Origin of the sequence: Oceanospirillum multiglobuliferum (assembly GCF_900167095.1) — a bacterium.
Lineage (GTDB): Bacteria > Pseudomonadota > Gammaproteobacteria > Pseudomonadales > Halomonadaceae > Oceanospirillum > Oceanospirillum multiglobuliferum.
Genome location: NZ_FUXG01000017.1, coordinates 1 through 19,890, shown reverse-complemented (window position 1 = coordinate 19,890; position 19,890 = coordinate 1). Strand labels below are relative to the sequence as shown.

At 45.5% G+C, this 19,890-nt stretch carries 17 protein-coding genes and 2 rRNA genes; 4 read left to right on the top strand and 15 right to left on the bottom strand.

Going from position 1 to position 19,890, the window contains the following annotated elements; all coding sequences use genetic code 11:
* Positions 1-14: 14 nt before the first annotated feature.
* The 10 genes from B5D26_RS11850 to B5D26_RS11805 all read right to left on the bottom strand — a co-directional run bounded on the left by B5D26_RS11850 (position 15) and on the right by B5D26_RS11805 (position 11,991).
* Complete coding sequence (locus B5D26_RS11850; protein ID WP_078745943.1) at positions 15-1,214, bottom strand: ATP phosphoribosyltransferase regulatory subunit; 1,200 nt, start codon at positions 1,212-1,214, stop codon at positions 15-17.
* A gap of 348 nt (positions 1,215-1,562) precedes the next feature.
* Positions 1,563-2,438, bottom strand: coding sequence for a protease modulator HflC (gene hflC, locus B5D26_RS11845; RefSeq protein ID WP_078745942.1), 876 nt, complete (start codon positions 2,436-2,438; stop codon positions 1,563-1,565).
* A complete protein-coding gene (hflK, locus tag B5D26_RS11840) occupies positions 2,438-3,676 on the bottom strand; it encodes an FtsH protease activity modulator HflK (protein ID WP_078745941.1) in 1,239 nt (412 codons plus the stop codon). Before hflK ends, hflC begins: the two co-directional genes overlap by 1 nt.
* Before the next feature lie 121 nt (positions 3,677-3,797).
* Positions 3,798-5,132, bottom strand: coding sequence for a ribosome rescue GTPase HflX (gene hflX / locus B5D26_RS11835; protein ID WP_078745940.1), 1,335 nt, complete (start codon positions 5,130-5,132; stop codon positions 3,798-3,800).
* A gap of 14 nt (positions 5,133-5,146) precedes the next feature.
* Positions 5,147-5,398: an RNA chaperone Hfq gene (gene hfq / locus B5D26_RS11830; protein ID WP_078745939.1), complete on the bottom strand. Its 252-nt coding sequence runs from the start codon at positions 5,396-5,398 to the stop codon at positions 5,147-5,149.
* 106 nt (positions 5,399-5,504) lie between these two features.
* Complete coding sequence (gene miaA, locus B5D26_RS11825; protein ID WP_078745938.1) at positions 5,505-6,482, bottom strand: tRNA (adenosine(37)-N6)-dimethylallyltransferase MiaA; 978 nt, start codon at positions 6,480-6,482, stop codon at positions 5,505-5,507.
* A gap of 85 nt (positions 6,483-6,567) precedes the next feature.
* Positions 6,568-8,457, bottom strand: coding sequence for a DNA mismatch repair endonuclease MutL (gene mutL, locus B5D26_RS11820; RefSeq protein WP_078745937.1), 1,890 nt, complete (start codon positions 8,455-8,457; stop codon positions 6,568-6,570).
* Between the two features lie 71 nt (positions 8,458-8,528).
* On the bottom strand, positions 8,529-9,950 hold the full coding sequence (locus tag B5D26_RS11815) for an N-acetylmuramoyl-L-alanine amidase (RefSeq protein WP_078745936.1): 1,422 nt from the start codon (positions 9,948-9,950) through the stop codon (positions 8,529-8,531).
* Positions 9,951-9,983: 33 nt separating this feature from the next.
* Positions 9,984-10,472 carry a tRNA (adenosine(37)-N6)-threonylcarbamoyltransferase complex ATPase subunit type 1 TsaE gene (gene tsaE, locus B5D26_RS11810; protein ID WP_078745935.1) on the bottom strand — a complete coding sequence of 163 codons (489 nt, stop codon included), beginning with the start codon at positions 10,470-10,472 and terminating at the stop codon, positions 9,984-9,986.
* Positions 10,462-11,991 (bottom strand): NAD(P)H-hydrate dehydratase, encoded by a 1,530-nt coding sequence (locus B5D26_RS11805; protein ID WP_078745934.1) that lies wholly within the window; start codon positions 11,989-11,991, stop codon positions 10,462-10,464. The genes tsaE and B5D26_RS11805 overlap by 11 nt, the downstream gene beginning before the upstream one ends.
* A 107-nt stretch (positions 11,992-12,098) precedes the next feature.
* On the opposite strand from B5D26_RS11805, the gene queG reads away from it, so the two are divergent.
* The gene (queG, locus tag B5D26_RS11800; RefSeq protein WP_078745933.1) at positions 12,099-13,199 is read left to right on the top strand and encodes a tRNA epoxyqueuosine(34) reductase QueG; all 1,101 of its coding nucleotides are present in this window, start codon (positions 12,099-12,101) and stop codon (positions 13,197-13,199) included.
* A 60-nt stretch (positions 13,200-13,259) separates the two neighbouring features.
* On the opposite strand, the gene orn is transcribed toward queG, so the two are convergent.
* Entirely contained in the window at positions 13,260-13,799 is a 540-nt protein-coding gene (gene orn, locus B5D26_RS11795; RefSeq protein ID WP_078745932.1) for an oligoribonuclease, read from the bottom strand.
* 222 nt (positions 13,800-14,021) lie between these two features.
* Between orn and rsgA the strand changes: the two genes are divergently transcribed.
* Positions 14,022-15,047, top strand: coding sequence for a small ribosomal subunit biogenesis GTPase RsgA (gene rsgA, locus B5D26_RS11790; RefSeq protein ID WP_078745931.1), 1,026 nt, complete (start codon positions 14,022-14,024; stop codon positions 15,045-15,047).
* 71 nt (positions 15,048-15,118) lie between these two features.
* On the opposite strand, the gene motB is transcribed toward rsgA, so the two are convergent.
* Positions 15,119-16,249, bottom strand: a complete 1,131-nt coding sequence (motB, locus tag B5D26_RS11785) for a flagellar motor protein MotB (RefSeq protein WP_078745930.1) — start codon at positions 16,247-16,249, stop codon at positions 15,119-15,121.
* A 14-nt stretch (positions 16,250-16,263) separates the two neighbouring features.
* Complete coding sequence (motA, locus tag B5D26_RS11780) at positions 16,264-17,115, bottom strand: flagellar motor stator protein MotA (protein ID WP_078745929.1); 852 nt, start codon at positions 17,113-17,115, stop codon at positions 16,264-16,266.
* 299 nt (positions 17,116-17,414) lie between these two features.
* Here motA and B5D26_RS11775 point away from each other — a divergent pair, with 299 nt between their 5' ends.
* Both B5D26_RS11775 and asd read left to right on the top strand, forming a co-directional pair.
* The gene (locus B5D26_RS11775) at positions 17,415-18,245 is read left to right on the top strand and encodes a sulfurtransferase (protein WP_078745928.1); all 831 of its coding nucleotides are present in this window, start codon (positions 17,415-17,417) and stop codon (positions 18,243-18,245) included.
* A 9-nt stretch (positions 18,246-18,254) separates the two neighbouring features.
* On the top strand, positions 18,255-19,133 hold the full coding sequence (asd, locus tag B5D26_RS11770; protein WP_078745927.1) for an archaetidylserine decarboxylase: 879 nt from the start codon (positions 18,255-18,257) through the stop codon (positions 19,131-19,133).
* A gap of 186 nt (positions 19,134-19,319) precedes the next feature.
* Here the strand turns inward: asd and rrf (B5D26_RS11765) are convergent.
* Both rrf (B5D26_RS11765) and rrf (B5D26_RS11760) read right to left on the bottom strand, forming a co-directional pair.
* A 5S ribosomal RNA gene (gene rrf, locus B5D26_RS11765) occupies positions 19,320-19,435 on the bottom strand.
* Between the two features lie 153 nt (positions 19,436-19,588).
* Positions 19,589-19,704, bottom strand: a 5S ribosomal RNA gene (rrf, locus tag B5D26_RS11760).
* Between the last annotated feature and the right edge of the window lie 186 nt (positions 19,705-19,890).

Genomic DNA, 19,890 nt, shown 5'->3' with positions numbered 1-19,890 from the left:
CCTTGCAGGCGGTTTTAAAAGATTCGGTTACTTGGCTCTACAACCCATTGGCCATCCTCTTTCCTGACCAGTTCACTGTCACACCCCATTTCTAGAGCGCCGACATCCTGCTCGGGTAGGCCAACAACAACACGTGTGCCTTCACTGCGTAATGCTCTGATCGTAGACAGCAGCTCTTCATCTGTACTAAATCCCGCAGGTACAAATATACCGGATACTGGATCAGTTTTTTGAAGTAGCTTCGCTAAGATTTTTAAGTCTGCACTGAAGCCTGTTGCAGGTCTAGCACGACCAAATACTTTTCCAGTTTCATCATAGCGACCCCCTTGGGCTATCGCATGTGCATAACCTGGAATATAAGCCGCAAACACCATGCCTGTGTGGTAGTTGTAACCCCGTAGTTCAGCTAAATCAAAGTTGATCTCAACATTGGGATATTGGTGCTGAATAATTTTTGCAGTTTGCTCTACACTGTCTAAAGCTTCTTTAACTGAAGCTGGCGCATCAGCCAACTCCAGTTGCGCTTGAGCCAATATTTCTGAGCTACCACTTAAGCGTACAAGACGTGAGATCATACTCCGTACAGGTTCGCTAACAATGTATCGTGCCGCTATTTGGTCTACTTCACTATAAACTTTGTGCAGAATGGCATTGAATAATTGCTTCTCTTGATCTGCATCTAAACCAGCCTCTTGCAATAAGGCTTTATAGATCCCTACATGACCAATATCTAAATGAATTTTCTCAGCACCTGCTGTGGCTAACGCTGATAGCATTAAGCCTAAAATCTCCGTATCGCTTTCAACACCAGCATGACCAAATAATTCAGCACCGACTTGCATTGGGCTACGAGAACCCAGCATGGTGTCTGATTTGGTACGTAACACGTTAGCGCAGTAACAGAAGCGTGCAGGACCTTGACGCTGCATCGAATGCGCATCCATACGCGCTACTTGTGGTGTAATGTCAGCCGCAATACCCATCAATCGACCGGAGTTTCGGTCTGTCACTTTGAAGGTTTGCAGGTCTAAGTCATTACCACTGCCTGTAAGCAACGACTCAAGATATTCTGCTGGTGGTGGAAAAACCAAATCATAGCCCCAGCTATGAAACAGATCTAACAGCTCACGCCGTAATACTTCGATCTGTCGTGCTTGAGGGGGCAGCACTTCTTCCATACCATCCGGTAGTAACCAACGATCTGCAATGGTCATAATCCAGCCTGTTTATCTGTTGGAGTTCACAGTGAAGCTCTATTCTTTAGCAAGCTTCATACATCGTATCAACGATTCTGTTTAATCCTAGTCAAGTTTGACGGCGCTGTACGCTTTACTCTCGCAAATAGCAGGGCACCGTCAAGCAAAGGGTACGACTATTGTTTTAGTGTGTACCGCATAATTTGCACACAAAAAAACCGGGGCTAGCCCGGTTGATCTATTCTAACACGATAAAACTCATCGGCTACGCTTGAATGCAGTTTTGAGTAAAAAAGTCTGACTCAATATCGCTTCTGAGTATTACAAAAAGGCATCTAGTGCAGATGCCTTTTTGCTTTTGCAGCATTATTTCTGTTTAGAAGAGTCTTTCATGTAGTTGAAAAACTCACTATCAGGTTGTAATACCATAATATCGTTTTTGCTGTTAAAGGTATTGCGATACGCTTCTAAACTACGCAAGAATGAGTAAAACTCAGGATCTTGCTGATAGGCTTTGGCATATGTTGCCGCAGCGGTCGCATCGCCCTCACCTTTAATACGCTCTGATTCACGAAATGCTTCTGCCAGTAAAACTTGTTTTTGACGGTCTGCATCTGCACGAATACCTTCGGCCAGCTCTTTACCTTGTGAACGGTGTTCACGAGCTTCACGCTGACGCTCAGTGTTCATACGCTCATAAACGGCATGACTTACCTCTGGAGGTAGGTCAATACGCTTTACACGTATATCAAGCAGCTCAATACCTAGCTCTGCTTTAGTGATCACGTTTAAACGTTCATTCAGCTCAGACATCAACTCATCACGCTCACCAGATACCACTTCGTACATGGTGCGCTCGCCGAACTGGTTCCGTAAACCTTCGTCGACACGAGGAGCCAATAGACGCGCAGCCACAAGCTCATCACCAGAAGTCGCTTGGTAATATTCCTGCACGTTCGCAATGCGCCACTTAACAAAAGAGTCTACCACCACCGCTTTCTTCTCAAGTGTCAAGAAACGCTGTGGACGAGAGTCCAGCGTCATCACACGAGAGTCAAACTTACGAATAGTGTGTAACACTGGCACTTTAAAATGTAAGCCTGGCGGGATGTCAGCATCGACAATTTCACCGAACTTCAATTTAATCGCACGCTCTGTTTCATCAACAATAAACAAACTATTGCTGCCAACCATTGCTACAAGAGCTATAAGGATTAGCGCCGAAAATGATTTAGAATGCATTATCGAGCCTCCCGATTACGAGTTGTAGTACTTTCTTGCTGGCGCTGACGTAGGCGCTCTAAAACACGATCTGCCAAATCTTCAACCTCTGAATCAGTGGTTAGATTTGCACTTGATGGGTTAAAGCGAGCTGCCGTAGTGTTTCGGCTAACATTGTCTGAAGTAGAAGCGTTACCAGTGATCTTATCCAGAGGGATATACATCATGTTATTGCCCCCTTTGACATCTATTAGCACTTTGCTAGAGTTTGCCATCACCTCTTCCATAGTTTGCAGGTACAAACGCTCACGGGTTACATCAGGTGCTTTTTTGTACTCTATTAGCATTTTGCTGAAACGATCTGCCTCACCGTCTGCACGAGCGATCACTTCTTCTTTATAACCATTAGCTTCTTCAATCATACGCTGTGCTTTACCACGCGCTTCAGGAATTACACCGTTGGCATACGATTCTGCTTGGTTTTTAACACGCTGCTCATCTTCACGGGCTTTGATTACATCATCAAATGCCGCTTGAACTTCGTCTGGTGCAGCTGTGCTTTCAACGTTTACCGAACGTACTTCTAAACCTACTCCGTAACGGTCTAGATATTGTTGTAAACGCGCACGCACACGTTGAGCTAGCACCTCACGGCCATCGGTTAAAATATCAGTCATCTCAGATGACCCCACTTCATGACGAAGTGCTGACTCAGTCGCATTCTCTAAGCTTTGCTCAGGATTACGTACATTTAACAGATATTCTCTTGGGCTAGTAACACGATATTGAACTGACAAGTTAACTTGTACGATATTCTCATCTTCTGTCAGCATCAACGCGCGACGACTCAACGAGCGTACTTTAGTTACATTAACCGTCGAAACAGTATCAATTAGTGACGGATTCCAGTTCAGACCCGCACCAAGGGTTTCATGGTATTTACCAAAGCGTAAAACAACGGCCTGCTCTGATTGATCCACTCTGTAGAAGCCTGACACCGCCCAAACAGCTGCAGCCACAACTAAGATTAAACCGAGAATGCCATAACCTGCATTACCAGAGCCTCCATTGTTTCCGCCACCACCGCCATTAGCACCGCCGCCTTTTTTGCCGCCTAAGATGCCAGTTAATCGGTCGTTAAACTTTTTCAGAGCCTCGTCCAGATCTGGCGGCCCTTGGTCTTTTCGACCATCATTATTACCGCCACCCCAAGGGTCGCGGTTATTATCTTTGTTGCCACCCGGCTCATTCCAAGCCATACCTATCTCCACTTTCTGAGAAAAACTGAAAATCAGCTTCCATTAAATGATAGAAACGAAAATCGCTGAGTTGAAAGGTAAAAACGACATAATCGTTTTATTCAGATCAACACTTATAGTCTTAGGAAACTTCTGCGTCTCCTTCAAGCATAAAATCTTCAACGCCGTAATTAGGGAAGTATTGTTTTGGATCTTCCCCAACTTTAAACAACATCTGAATAAAATCAGATTTTGGTAAACGCACATTCACAACAAACTGACCTTGTTCATCGAAGTCTTCATCCAAAATAGCCCCTTGCTGATACAGCATGGCACGTAATTGCCCTTGGGAAGCTTTTAAGGTTAAAGAGCCTTTAAACAGGTCATCGCAAAGACGCTCACCAATTGCTTGCATGACTAGGTCAAGACCTAAGCCATTGACCGCAGAAATCCAGACTCGTTCAGGCTCGCCTTCGCTATTTCGCTCAATGCGAGGCTCATATCCCGATAATAGGTCAATTTTGTTATAAACCAATAATCGAGGTAAGTCGTCAGCGCCAATTTCAGCTAATACATGGTCAACTTGACGGGTATTGTCATCTCTAGCTTCATCTGCGGCATCAACAACATGTACCAGTAAGCTCGCCTCTTGCGCTTCTTGCAGTGTAGCGCGAAAAGCCTCAACTAATTTATGAGGTAAATGACGAATAAAACCTACAGTATCAGCTAGAACCACAGCGCCAATATCCGGCATTGTGACACGGCGTAACGTTGGATCTAAGGTCGCAAAAAGTTGGTCAGCGGCATAAACATCTGACTGTGTCAGCACGTTAAAAAGTGTCGACTTACCCGCGTTGGTATAACCAACTAGGGAAACAGATGGAATTTCAGCTCGACGACGTGAGCGTCTATTTTGCTCACGTTGCGTACGCACTTTTTCCAGACGTTTATGAATAGCTTTAATGCGTTCACGCAATAGACGGCGGTCAGTTTCCAGCTGGGTTTCACCTGGGCCACGTAAACCGATACCACCTTTCTGACGCTCAAGGTGTGTCCAGCCTCGAACCAAACGGGTCGACATGTACTCAAGTTGAGCCAGCTCGACTTGTAACTTTCCTTCGTGTGTTCGCGCACGCTGAGCAAATATATCTAGAATCAGACCTGTACGGTCTAATACCCGACATTGAAGCTCACGTTCAATATTACGCTCTTGCGAGGGTGATAGTGTGTTGTTAAATAAAACAATATCCGCTTCATATAACTGCACCGCTTGACGAATTTCATCAAGTTTGCCATCACCCACAAAAAACTTCGAATTCACACGGGAGCGACTGCCTTTAATAAAGGCAACCGGGCCGGCGCCTGCTGAACGCGCCAACTCCAGAAACTCACCAGGATCTTCCCGGTCCTTCTCATCCTGAAAATGAATATGGACAAGAACAGCAACTTCACCAGAATCAGGGCGCTCGAAAAACAAGTACTACTCCGAAATTATTCAGTTCCCAACTCACCTGGGGCTTTTTCTTGTGCCGGCAGACGAACGTTACGGGAAGGGACGACGGTTGAGATTGCATGCTTGTAAACCATTTGGCTTACTGTATTACGCAGCAGAATTACAAACTGATCAAATGACTCAATCTGGCCTTGTAGCTTGATACCGTTTACCAAAAAAATGGACACTGGCACCCGCTCTTTACGAAGGATGTTCAGATAAGGGTCTTGTAATGATTGCCCTTTTGACATACCGCTCTCCCTTGTTTTCTTTATTGTTTATTAGATTTAATTTTTATGGGTATTCGCAAATAATAGCACGCACTTTAAAAGCGGCTACGCGATTAATCATACCAGTTTAAATAAGGCTTGACTCGACTTTTTTCAAGGCCTTATCGCGTAAATCAGGGTCTTCAGTAGCCAGCCAATTAAGATCTGGCCAGCTTCTCAACCAAGTAATCTGTCGCTTAGCTAGCTGTCTTGTTGCGATAACGCCTTTATTGACCATCTCAGGGTAATCATAGTTCCCCTCAAGATACTCCCAAGCCTGACGATAACCGACAGATCGCATAGAGGGCAACTCAAGATTCAAGTCCCCCCTTGCGCGCAGCCGCTCAACCTCGTCGATGAAGCCCTGTTTAAGCATGATATTAAAACGTTGCTCAATGCGCTGATGGAGCAATTTACGGTCTGTCGGACAAACTGCTAAAGACAATACCTTAAAAGGTAAGCTGTCTCGGGTTTGCTGCTGTTCTTGCCAAAGCTGTGTCATACTTTTACCCGTCAGTTCATACACTTCAAGGGCACGCTGCAAACGCTGAGGGTCGTTAGGATGTATACGTTGCGCTGAGATTGGATCAACTTGCTGTAATCGAGCATGTAAGGCTTCTAAACCTTCGGCGTCGGCCCAAGCCGCAAGGCGTGCTCTTACCTCTGCATCTCCAGAGGGTAGGTCGGCAACCCCCTCATATAAGCACTTGTAATACATCATCGTACCACCCACCAATAGTGGTGTTTTACCTGATTGCTGAATTTCAGCCATCTCTCGCAGCGCATCTTCTCGAAACTCTCCCGCAGAATAGCTTTCAGCTGGATCTCTAATGTCAATCAAACGGTGCGGTGCCTGTGCCAAGGTTTCTGCATCAGGTTTGGCAGTACCAATGTCCATGTCACGATAAATCAAAGCCGAATCAACACTGATAATTTCGCAGTTGAAATGCTGCACAAGGTGCACTGCTAAATCAGTTTTACCTGCGGCGGTAGGCCCCATTAGAAAAATAGCGAGCGGTTTTTCTGAACCGTTTACGTCAGCCGAAACTGATAAAGAATGCTGCATAATCACGCCTAAAATCGTTTAAATTCATTTATTCTTTTGCTTTATTCTTCTTATAACTTAATGGCAACTTGCCGCTTAATAAGCGTTATTGTCCACGCAAGAAGAGCTTATCTAACTCAGCCATGCTCAGTCGGGTCCAAGTAGGGCGGCCATGGTTACACTGCCCGCTGCGCTCAGTTATTTCCATATCCCGCAGCAACGCATTCATTTCAGGCAATGTCACTTTACGGTTTGCGCGCACAGAACCATGACAGGCCATTGTCGCTAGAATCTCATTAATATGTGCCTGAATCCTATCACTTGCGCCATATTGCAATAAGTCTGATAGCATCTCTCTGATTAACAGCTCTACGTCAGACTCCATCAATAAAACAGGGAGCTGGCGTAATAGCAGTGCTTCAGGCCCAATAACAGATAACTCAATACCTAACTGGGAAAACAGCGCCTGATGCTCTTCAACTGCATCCGTTTCTTTACGACTGACCGCAATGTTCATAGGTACGAGCAGTGGCTGCATATTTAAAGACTGATTTTGATAAGCAGTTTTCAAACGCTCATAGGTGATACGCTCATGGGCCGCGTGCATATCCACCAAAATCAAGCCTTCTTGGCTTTCAGACAATATATAGACACCGTGTAACTGAGCGATAGCAAAACCCAAAGGTGGCACCTGATGGTTTTTTGTCTCAGGAAGCGTCATTCTATTGGCTTGCTGATTGAGCTGCTGATAGCCAGAAAGATAGCCTTCTATCTGCTTGGGTTGCAGGCTATTTGATAGAGGCCTTGAAGTTTGCGGGGTATAAGCCCCAGAAAAGCCAGATTCTGCCACTTGATTTGAGTGGTTTTCTATCTCTGTCGGCTGTGCAAAAGCCAGCGCACTTTGCTCTCTCAACTCTGTTTTTAATGCGTCTTCACTTTGATTAATATCACCAGAAGAGGCAAGTTGCATTGGTTCGCCACCCACATGGTCGGGACGTACTTGAGCCAAAGTACGATGCAAGGTACTGAATAGAAAGTCATGCACTAGGCGTCCATCACGAAAACGTACCTCATGCTTTGTCGGGTGCACATTAACGTCAACAACAGCAGGATCAAGCTCAAGATACAGAGCAAAAACCGGATGTCGGCCATGAAATAGCACGTCTCGATAAGCCTGACGCACGGCATGTGCTACCAGCTTATCGCGTACAACACGCTGATTAACAAAGAAATATTGATGATCGGCCTGACTTCTAGAATAAGTTGGTAAGCCCACCCAGCCTCGCAACCTAAGCCCTGTTGCTTCAACATCAATGAACAGCGACTGCTCTAGCAGGTTCTGCCCTAGCAAAGCCGCCAATCTCTTTTCTTGCTCAAATTGGGTCTGCCCTTTTGCAAGGCTGTAAATGGTTTTTTGATTATGGCGTAGACTCAAAGCCACATCAGGGCGACTGAGCGCCAAGCGTCGGAAGGTTTCCTCAATATGATTAAACTCTGTTTTCTCTGTGCGCATAAACTTGCGGCGCGCAGGGGTATTAAAAAACAGGTCTTTCACTTGAACTGTAGTGCCTCTTGGATGTGGTGCAGGACTAACTTGAGTTTGCATCTCTCGGCCTTCTGCTACAACACGCCACCCCGCGCCACTTTCCTCTGTACTAGAAACCAGATCCAAGCGTGCTACAGAGCTGATACTGGCCAAAGCCTCGCCGCGAAACCCTAAGCTCACAACCCCCTCAAGGTCATCAAGTGTTTCAATTTTACTAGTAGCATGACGGCTTAATGCTAGAGGTAAGTCCTCCGGACCAATACCCGAGCCATTATCACGGACTCGAATCAGTTTACTGCCACCCTTTTCAACTTCGATATCAATACGGGTTGCCCCTGCATCAATGGCATTTTCAACCAACTCTTTGATGACAGAAGATGGACGTTCGACCACCTCGCCCGCAGCAATTTGGTTTGCTAATCGAGGACTTAAAACGTGAATTTTAGCCATTAACCACTACCGAGCCTGAAAAGTTTTAACTACCACGACAACACTGCAAGGCCTGTCGTGATAGTAACGATTTATGAGCGAGGAATATGCAAGCGCTGCCCAACAAATAAAGTATCTGAGCGCAAATTATTAGCTTTACGAATTTTATCCACGCTGACTTTTTGACGATAAGCAATAGCAGACAAGGTATCGCCTCGGCTGACCACATAGGCGTTATTTTCAGCTTCTTTACGCTTTTTCTCATAAGCTAGCAAAGAATCAGGTGGTGGATTCTTTTTAAAATGTGCTTGAATCCCTTGCACTATCGAATGCGCCATTTTGCGTTGATAAGCCGTATTTTGTAGGTTCTTAGCTTCCTGAGGGTTAGAGATAAAGCCTGTCTCAATCAAAATAGAGGGAATATCAGGTGATTTCAGCACCATAAAAGCAGCCTGTTCAACCTCTTTTTTATGCAGCTTATTCACATTTCCGATTGAGCCCAATACACTCTGCCCAACCTTTAAGCTGTCAGAAAGTGTTGCTGTCATTGTCAAATCTAACAACACTTCTGCCAGTACACGATCTTTGTCATCAAGGCTAAGCGCACCATCTACGCCGCCAATTAAGTCAGCACTGTTCTCAGAGTCTGCCAACCAACGAGCCGTTTCACTGGTTGCCCCTCGTTGCGATAGTGCAAACACTGACGATCCCATAGGACGATGATCACGATAAGCATCGGCATGAATAGAGATTAAAAGATCCGCACGATATTTACGCGCACGCTCCGTACGGTCTCGCAGACCAATATAGTAATCTCCCGTACGAATCAGCACTGGCTTAAAGCCTCGCTCATTGCGCAGCAACTGCTCTACTTTTTTGGCAATCGCCAACACAACCGTCTTTTCACGCACTCTATTAGGGCCTATGGCACCGGGATCTTCTCCCCCATGCCCAGCATCAATAGCGATAATAATATCCCGCTTTTCCCCTGTAGTACTGGTACTAGGTGTAGCCTTTGGACTGTTTGTACGACTGTTACTCTGGGTTTCTGTCTTGGCGACAACCTTCGGCGCCGTCTTCTGTGCCTCGGCTTCAGCACCTTGATAAACCAAGTCAATTACTAAGCGATCGCCGTATTGTTTATTGGGTTTAAGCAAAAAACTTCTGGGCTGAACAGCACGCTTTAAATCAAGTACGACGCGCAGATCTTGGCCATTTTTCACAGCGGTTCGAATATTACTAATTGGCGTATCTTTAACGGGTAGCGTATCAATATCATACTCTGACTTCATACCATCCAAATCGATCACCAACCGATTAGGGTTACTCAAACTAAACACTTTATGTTCAGTCGGTTTATCTAAGTCGAATACCAAACGCGTATGGTCTGGCGCAGGCCAAATACGAACATTTTTAATGCTCGCAGCCTGTGCGGTCAGTGCTGACAACATGACTCCTGCGAATGCCAAAATCGGCAGCGCACGAGACTTTGATAGAGATGAAAACAGCGCCATGGTGATGAACCTGAATAGAGTCTGTGTCAGAAATCAGTCCATTGTACGGAGCTTGCTCAAAATTGCAGCACCCCGTTGCGTATTTGCTACTAATAAGGCCTGACGCCCATCATCTTTTTTGGTTAATGTCAGTTCCATATCTGACTCAGGTAATATGCCAGTACCTTTGTCAGGCCATTCGATTACACTTAAAGCTGGCGATGAGAAGTAATCGCGAATCCCTATATATTCTAGTTCCTCTGGATCAGCTAAACGATAAAGATCAAAGTGATAGATCTGCGCAGTGTCCAACTGATAAGGCTCAACTAGTGTATAAGTGGGGCTTTTAACAGCTCCTTTATGGCCATAGGCTTGTAAAATACCTCTGGTTAAAGTTGTTTTCCCCATTCCTAATGTACCTTGCAAAAAAATCAATCCTTCACCATTACAGGCTTGCCCTAAACGCTGCCCAAAAGCCACCTGTGCAGACTCATCCGCCAGCTCAATAGTAAAGGTTGCCTGTGATTCTTGATTAAACGGCATTTAACTCACACTCCGGGTTTAGTAATACTCGAATAGGCTGAATAAGATCTGCGGCTAACAATCCCCGCTCACCAAACTGTTTGGCCAGCTGGTCAGCCGCTAGGCCATGCACTTGAGCCGCCAAACAAGTCGCCTCATAGGCTGCTAAGCCCTGTGCTAGAAGTGCAGCAATCAAGCCTGACAATACATCGCCCATGCCACCACTGGCCATTCCGGGGTTACCACTATTGTTAACAGATAATCGATCTGTACAACGGATCAAAGTTCCCGCACCTTTTAATAAAACAACACCGCCATAATGCCGCTGGATATTGGCAACTGCCAATGGCCGATCAGACTCAACCTCTGCAACAGAGCTTTGCAACATGCGCGCAGCCTCTCCTGGGTGAGGAGTTAACACCCAATTATTAAGCCCTTCTGCTTGTAATCGAGCCAGCATTGCCTTTTTACTTGCCATTAAATTAAGCGCATCGGCGTCCAATACCTTTGGGCAATTCGCCTGCATGACCTTGTGCCAAATTTGCTGCCCCCATCCTTTTTGACCAAGCCCAGGCCCTAATACCACCACATCACACCAACTCAGCCATTGATCCAGTTGGTGTACTGACGTAATACCTTCAACCATTAATTCAGGCTGACGTGCCACTAAGGCCGCTACATGTTCAGGTCGCGTCATGACTTTAACCAAGCCTGCACCAGAGCGTGCTGCGCATTGCGCTGCTAATAAAATAGCCCCCGCATAACCATAATCACCACCAACAACTAACACTCTACCATGATCACCTTTGTGTGAAGTTCTAGAGCGAGGCTTTAGCAAACGAGGAATAGATTCAGGGTTGACCATTTGAGCAGTCATTGGAACTAACTGTCGTACTGAGTCTGGCACTAACAGCGGTTCAAAGCGACGTTCACCACATAACGCAGGGCCTTGCCCTGTCCATAAACCCAGTTTTTTCCCAATAAAAGTGACGGTTAAATCCGCTTTTACGGCACAACCCAGAACTGCACCTCGATCTGCACAAAGACCTGAAGGAATATCAACAGATAAAACCGAAGCAGGGTGCTGGTTAATCAGCTCGATCACCTCAGAAAAAGGCGCACGTACCTCACCTGTCAGCCCCGTTCCAAGCAAGGCGTCCACAATAACATCGCCCTCAATAGATTCTGCACTAATAGGCCAGCTTTGAGCACTAAGCCCACAACTTAAAGCCCATTGGTAAGCCTCCTGGGCCTCTCCCTTTAAATATTCAGGATCAGTAACTGCAACCAGCTGTACTTGCAGGCCCTGTTTTTTGGCCAAAACAGCCATCACATAACCATCACCCGCATTATTACCAGAACCGCAGAACAGAGTCACAGATGCACAATTAGGCCACTTACGTAATAAGTGTCTGAAAGCGGTACGGCCAGCCTGTTTCATCAGTTCAAAACCAGCTGTACCAGACTGAATGGTGAGCTGATCAAGCTGTTTCACTTGCGCAGCGCTATATAAACGCTCATGAATAGGCCAAACTTTCATATCAACACCTTTACACTTTGATATTAGAGACAATGCTTGAGTTACGTCTTTAATGCTTTAAGCTTGGCCGCTCTTTTTTTGATTGCGACTCTCGGCATTATATCAGTATGTCAGCAGAAATTTTTACTTCACAAAGCCATCCCTTAAAGGCATTAACCACTGAGCAAGATCGGTTTGCCCTCCGTGAGCAAATTCGAGTTTGGGGGCGTGAGCTAGGCTTTCAACAGATTGGGTTTGCACAGCCTGAGCTGGCAGAACATGAGCAATATCTGCAAGCTTGGATTGACAATGATTATCATGGTGAAATGAGCTATATGGCTGGTCATGGTCATAAGCGTAGCCGCCCAAATGAGTTGGTTGAAGGTACTCAAACAGTCATCACTGCGCGCATGGATTACTTACCTGCTGATATTGAAACCACTACACTTTTAAGCCAAAAAGATAAAGCCTATATCTCACGCTATGCCTTGGGACGTGACTATCACAAACTAATTCGCAAGCGGTTAACCCAATTGGCGAAGCAAATCGAACAGGAAATCAAACCCTTAGGCTATCGTGCCTTTGTAGACAGCGCCCCGTTACTAGAGCGTGCTTTAGCAACGCGCTCAGGGTTGGGTTGGATAGGCAAAAACACCATGCTGATACACCCCAAAGCAGGCTCTTTTTTCTTCTTAGGGGAAATCTTAATTGATTTAGCTCTACCCGTTGACCAACCTTATCCCAAAGATCATTGTGGCTCCTGTCGACAGTGCCATTTAGTCTGCCCAACTCAGGCTTTTGTGGGCGATAAGCTGTTAGATGCTCGACGCTGCATCTCTTATCTCACTATTGAGCTAAAGGGCGCTATACCGGAGCCCCTGAGAAAAGGGATTGGTAATCGTATATTTGGTTGCGATGACTGCCAACTGGCTTGCCCATGGAACCGTTTCAGCCAACATACTCAAGAAACAGACTTTAGCCCTCGTCATAACCTAGACCGTGTAGACCTTGTTGAACTATTTGCGTGGGATGAAGAGACCTTTCTCAGTAAAACTGAAGGCACACCTATTCGCAGAGCAGGTTATGAGCGTTGGCTGCGTAATATCGCCGTGGCACTCGGTAATGCACCGACAAGCAATGAGGTACTATCAGCTCTAAATACACGGCTAGATCATGAATCACCGTTGGTGCAAGAGCATGTCCTCTGGGCACTTCATCAGCATCAATAAAAAAGCCAGAACACTTAATCTGCTCTGGCTTCAATCAACTTAGGGCTAACAACTACACACTTACTTTAGAAGGTTCTCACGGTAATAGCGTAACTCATTAATCGAGTCTCGAATATCATCCATTGCCAAATGGGAGCCGCTCTTTTTCAAGCCCTTTGCCACATCTGGATACCAGCGTTTAGCTAAAATTTTCACTGCACTTACGTCTAAGTGGCGATAGTCAAAAAATTGTTCAAGCTGAGGCATCTCTTTGCATAAAAAACGGCGGTCTTGATGCACACTATTACCACACATAGGTGATTGCCCTTTCCCTACATACTGTTCCAAAAAGGCAATTGTCTGACGCTCAGCATCTTGCATCGTTACAGTACTTTCTAAGACCCGCTGTGTTAAACCTGAAGAGCCATGCTGCTTAGTACACCACTCACCCATTTCATTCATACGCGCTTTTGGTTTACCTATTGCAAAAACTGGCCCTTCTGCAATTATATTCAACTCCGAATCCGTCACTATTGTGGCAATTTCAATGATGGTATCTCGCTCAGGGTCTAAGCCTGTCATTTCAAGATCTATCCATACCAAGTTATTTGCGTTAACCATCTTCTTTATTCTCCTGACACAATAGATCCGTCAGCCTAAGCAAGCCCTGCGGATAGCAATATTAGGTATTAACTGATAATAGATGCTAAGTATAGGGGGATTTGACGGGAATCAGTAGCCTTTGCTGATTTTGACCCCATGATGGGATTTTAAATAAAGGTGCAGGCAAGCAAAACGGAAAACCGTTAGAATCAAGCTTCACTTTTTGGCTGAAACTTAAGCATGAGCAAAAGAAAACTGAATCGCCGCCAGCAATGGCGAATTGAGAAAATTCAAAACGAACGCGCCTCCCGTGTGGGCAAGCGTGACAGTCTGATCGACCAACAGTTAAATGCAGGGGAACTGGGCACCGAGCAAGAAGGGTTGATCATTGCTCACTATGGCCGGCAGGTTGATGTTGAATGTCTGTCTGGGGTGAACAAGGGGCAGATCAGTCGTTGCTATATGCGTGCTAATCTTGAGGTTTTAGTGACTGGGGATAAAGTTGTATGGCGACCCGGCCCTAGTCAAGATGGTGTTGTTGAAGCTCGTATGGAGCGCAGAAACTCCCTATCACGTCCAGATTCTCGTGGCCAGCTTAAGCCCGTCGCAGCCAATATTGACTATATTATTATTGTCTTTGCCCCTGAGCCTTATGCACATGCCAATCTGATCGACCGCTATATTGTCGCAGCGGAGAATACTGGCATCGAACCTGTTTTATTACTAAATAAAACAGATCTGTTAAATGAGGACAATGCACCTAGGCTGATGGAGATGGCAGAACGCTATCAAAACATTGGTTACAAAGTGCTCACAGCCTCAACCCAAGATGAAGATGGCTTAGTATTATTAAAATCACTACTAGACCAGAAAATTAGCGTGTTTGTTGGACAATCTGGTGTAGGTAAATCATCACTGGTCAATACCTTATTACCAGGCATTAATATTCGAGTAGGCGAGCTATCAGAGCAAACCCGAAAAGGGATGCATACTACGACTACAGCGATGCTCTTCCACCTACCTTTTGGCGGTGATTTAATTGACTCTCCCGGTATTCGTGAGTTTGGTTTGTGGCATATGGACGCCCGAGAGGTCGCCAGCGGGTTTAGGGAGTTCGATCCTATTTTAGGCACTTGTAAGTTCAGGGATTGTAGCCATAAACGCGAGCCAGGATGCGCACTCATCAGCGCGCTTGAGGCAGGAGAGATCAGTCAAGAGCGCTTTGAAAGCTATCATCGTATCATTGACTCTCTTGATGAGCTTTAAGTTTCATCTCCCTAAAAAACAAAGCACCACTCAAACGAGTGGTGCTTTGTGAGACTTAGGCCTAAAACCGTTTACCTGACCTCAGGTGGTGGTACATAAGGCGACTCAGGCTTAGATAAAATAGACTCCAACGAGTTAAAAACCTCGTTAGGTTTTACATCTGCTTTTGGTGCGATCGAATTACGCCCTTCGTTTAAATCACCCGCTGTACTTTCTGCTCGTTTACGCTCGGCAGGTTTAGGGTTATCAGTACTATCGTAAGGCTTACTCTCAGGCTTTTTACTATCTAAAAGGAACTGCTCACCCGCTTTCATACGCGCCTCTTGCTCTGGACTCAGCGAGTTGACATCTCCTGTACTTTCATCAATCTCCTCTTGAGTAGGGCGATTCAGCACAACAATCTCAATACGACGATTAATGGCATCTGTGGGCCTTGTGGGATCAAAAAGTTGTGAACTGGCAAAACCTACAACCTGCGCCACATGCTCTTCCGGCAAACCGCCTTCAACCAACATTCTACGTGCAGCGTTGGCACGCTGAGCAGAAAGCTCCCAATTACTAAAGTGATCGCGGTCGCTATAATTACTGGCATCTGTATGCCCACTCACACTGATCTTGTTATTCACTTGTGCAATAACAGGTGCTAGTTGCAACAGAATTTCAGCAAAGTAGAGCTTCAGCTCGTCTTTGCCGGGATCAAACATCGGACGCAACTTACTGTCTACAATTTGGATGTGTAGACCATCGGGGGCAATTTCAATCGACAATTGATCTTTGAATTGCTTTAACGTCTCACTTTCTGCAACCGTCTGAATCAACGTACTCTGCAAGGCATCCAACACTTCAGCATTGGTTTTAATACCTGCGGCCAATTGCTCTGGCTGGTCTTGATTGAGCATCTGTGTTTGTTCAATCATCTCAGAGTCAGCACTAGGATTATTGTTTTGCAGCATCGAAGGAGAGCCACCAAAGTCGATCGCGGTTAAACGCCCAACTTTATCCATATAACCTACTGGGTCAGTGAAGAACTTTTCTAGCTCAATCTTTTGCTCTTTAGTGGTATTAGCCAACAGCCACATCAAGAGAAAAAAGGCCATCATGGCAATGGCAAAGTCGGCCATTGCGATCTTCCAAGAGCCGCCATGATGACCGCCTTGTACCTTTTTCACCCGCTTAATAATGATGTTTTTACTTTCTTCCATGGGTGTCGTAACCGTTAACGTGAGCGAACGTGCTCTTCCAGCTCGTTAAAGCTTGGACGCACAGAGCTGAATAACATTTTACGACCGAACTCTACAGCCATCTGTGGTGGCAGGCCGTTCATGTTGGCAATCAAGCAAGCCTTAACACACTCAAAAGCTTTCACTTTTTCATGGGCTTCATTCTTCATGGCTATCGCGGTTGGCCCCACAAATCCATAAGAAAGTAGAATACCTAGAAATGTACCTACTAGTGCTGCGGCAATATGCATCCCAAGCACTTCTGGTGGAGCAGAAATATCACGCATCGTAATCGTGATGCCTAATACCGCAGCAACGATACCAAAGCCAGGCAAGGCATCTGCAACACTGGTAACAGCATGCGCAGGCTCTTCTAATTCATGCTGTATGGTTTCAATCTCAGCATCCATCAAGCTTTCTAGCTCATGGGGTTGCATATTGCCTGAACTGATCAGACGCATATAGTCACAGACAAACTCTATCAGTACCTTATGCTTAAAAACGGCAGGATAACCTGCAAAAATTGGGCTTTGGTCTGGCTCTTCTATATCTGCCTCAACTGCAATTACCCCCTCTTTACGGATTTTAGTGAATAAGTCATACATCAAACTAAGCAAGTCCATAAACAGAGCCTTGTTCAGCCCTGAGCCCGTGATTAATTTAGGTAACGACTTAAATACTTCAATCAACGTATGCTTGCTATTTGAGATAACAAAACCACCAAGTGCTGCGCCACAAATGATGATCATCTCATATGGTTGCCAAAGCATCGGCAAATAGCCATGTGATAGCACATACCCACCACCCACACTGGCTAACACTATTAATGAACCAATAATCAATAACATCGTGCTAAGTCCTTAAATTCCCTATGAGCCTAATACATACCGATTTACTCTCATCGAGTGTACTGTGCTCAATCATTAGCTGAAAGGGCATTTTGTCTAAAATTGTATTAGAGTGTATCTTCGCCAAAAGCATGCAATGATCTAGTAAGCTTATATGCATTATATTTTTGGCATTTTATCTTTAGTTTGCCAAGGCTTAATAATGAGTCAAAATACAGGCCAGCACATTATTTCATGTATTAGCCACAAACGATGCATCAGCCATCTATAACAGATTTTGATTTTAACCGGAGAAATCTATGCGCTCTGAAGCCAATATTCTGCCGCTATTGGTTGATACCGATCAACTAGAAGCCGCATTGGGGCAGAAAAACCTACTGATTATTGACGTTTCCTGCACTCGTGAGTGTTATGACCAAGGTCATGTAGCAGGGGCTATCTTTCTAGACTTTAAACGCCTTTTTTGTGGCCAAGCACCTGTTGCAAATAAACTACCAAGCATTGATCAACTCAGCGCGCTTTTTTCAGAATTAGGACTCACCCGCGACACTCATGTGGTGGCCTATGATGATGAGGGCGGCGGCTGGGCAGGACGTTTACTCTGGACCTTAGAGGTGATGGGACATAGCCGTTACAGCTACCTAAATGGTGGTATTTTAGCTTGGCGTGCAGATGAGAAAGCTCAGCAAACAGAATCCGTTCAGCCAATCGCCAGCGTATATGAAGCAGCTATTATCAATCCGGTTGAACGCATTGAGTTAGATGAGCTCAAAGACAAGCTAGGCCAAAGTCAATTTGCCGTCTGGGATGCTCGCTCTGCAGGAGAGTATGCAGGCACTGACGTCAAAGCTACTCGTGGAGGGCATATTCCTACAGCCGTTCATTATGAGTGGACAAGAGCGATGGACAAAGATAATGCACTACGCATTCGTGATATGGCAGAAGTAATTACAGAGCTTGAAACGGTTGGACTGAGTATCGATCAAGAGATTGCAACTTACTGCCAGTCTCATCACCGCTCTGGTTTTACTTGGCTATTAGGTAAAATATTCGGCTTCAAACAAGTACGTGCCTACGATGGTTCATGGAATGAATGGGGCAATCACAAAGACACTCCTATTGAATCTTAAGGTTTCTCGGTGAATAAAAAACAACTCTTTGCATGGATTCAATATCCACTGCCACACCACTTAATCTCTCGTTTAGTGGGCTTTCTGGCAGAAACTAAAATAGGTTGGCTGAAAAACAAGCTGATTGGGCAGTTCATTAAAACATTCAAGGTGGATATGTCTGAAGCAGAGCAACCCGATGCTCAGGCCTACGCTAACTTTAATGAGTTTTTTACTCGACCACTAAAAGCTGGCGCTCGTCCAATTTGTGCTCTAGAAAACAGCATTGCCTGCCCTGTTGACGGAACGGTCAGTCAGTTAGGCTGCATTGAATATGGAAGGATCTTCCAAGCCAAAGGGCATAGTTACTCTGTTCAAGAGCTACTGGGTGGCGACATTGATCGTGCAGCGCCTTTCATGGGAGGTCAATTTGCAACAATTTATCTGTCACCGAAAGACTATCATCGTATACATATGCCGATTGCAGGCACTCTGCGCCAGATGATTCATATTCCAGGGCGACTGTTTTCAGTTAACCCTGCGACTACCGAGAATGTAAATGGCCTATTTGCTCGTAACGAGCGTGTGGCAGCTATTTTTGATACTGAGCACGGCCCTATGGCGATGGTATTGGTTGGCGCAATGATCGTAGCCAGTATCGAAACGGTTTGGGCTGGGCAAGTGACGCCTCTCTCACGGCAAGTTGACGTAACCGATTACCCTGAAAATCCTCAACCTCTTCGTTTAGAGAAAGGTGATGAGCTAGGGCGCTTTAAGCTTGGTTCAACAATCGTGATGCTATACGGTGTCGAAATGGCATCATTCCTAGACAGCATTGCACCCGGTACTCCAACCCGTATGGGAGAGTATTTTGGCCAAATTGGTCAAACGACGCCCGTCGAACAGTAACGCTATAACATCACGCCTACCACTCTGAGCACATTTTGACACCTCGTCAATGTGTGCTCTCAATCGACCATCTCTAATACCTTATTCGTCCATCTACCGCCTACTAAACGTAACACACTTCACGGAAGATACCCTTAAACGCAAAAAACCCCAGCCTATCACTAGACTGGGGTTCTATAATAAGGCGCTTGACGATGTCCTACTCTCACATGGGGAGACCCCACACTACCATCGGCGCTGTACCGTTTCACTACTGAGTTCGGGAAGGGATCAGGTGGTTCCAATACGCTATTGTCGTCAAGCAAAACAGGTTCAGACTTTTCCCCCTAATAGCTTAGGGTAAAAAGCACTGACAAAATACTTTGAGAGCCGCTGCAAACAGAAAAATAAAATCTGGCTTCTCTACTTAAAGAAAAAACCCCAGTCTATCGCTAGACTGGGGTTCTATATAAGGCGCTTGACGATGTCCTACTCTCACATGGGGAGACCCCACACTACCATCGGCGCTGTACCGTTTCACTGCTGAGTTCGGGAAGGGATCAGGTGGTTCCAATACGCTATTGTCGTCAAGCAAAAAAGGTGTAGATTGAATGTCTGCCAATTAAGCCTATCTGTTATTAGACTTTCTACTTTGTTCGTATCTTGTATTCTTACGTCCAAGCCTGAGCTTGTCGCTTGTAATCTCTGACGTATCCGTCGATTGTTAAGCAAGTCAAAAACTGCTTTGGTGTTATATGGTCAAGCCTCACGGGCAATT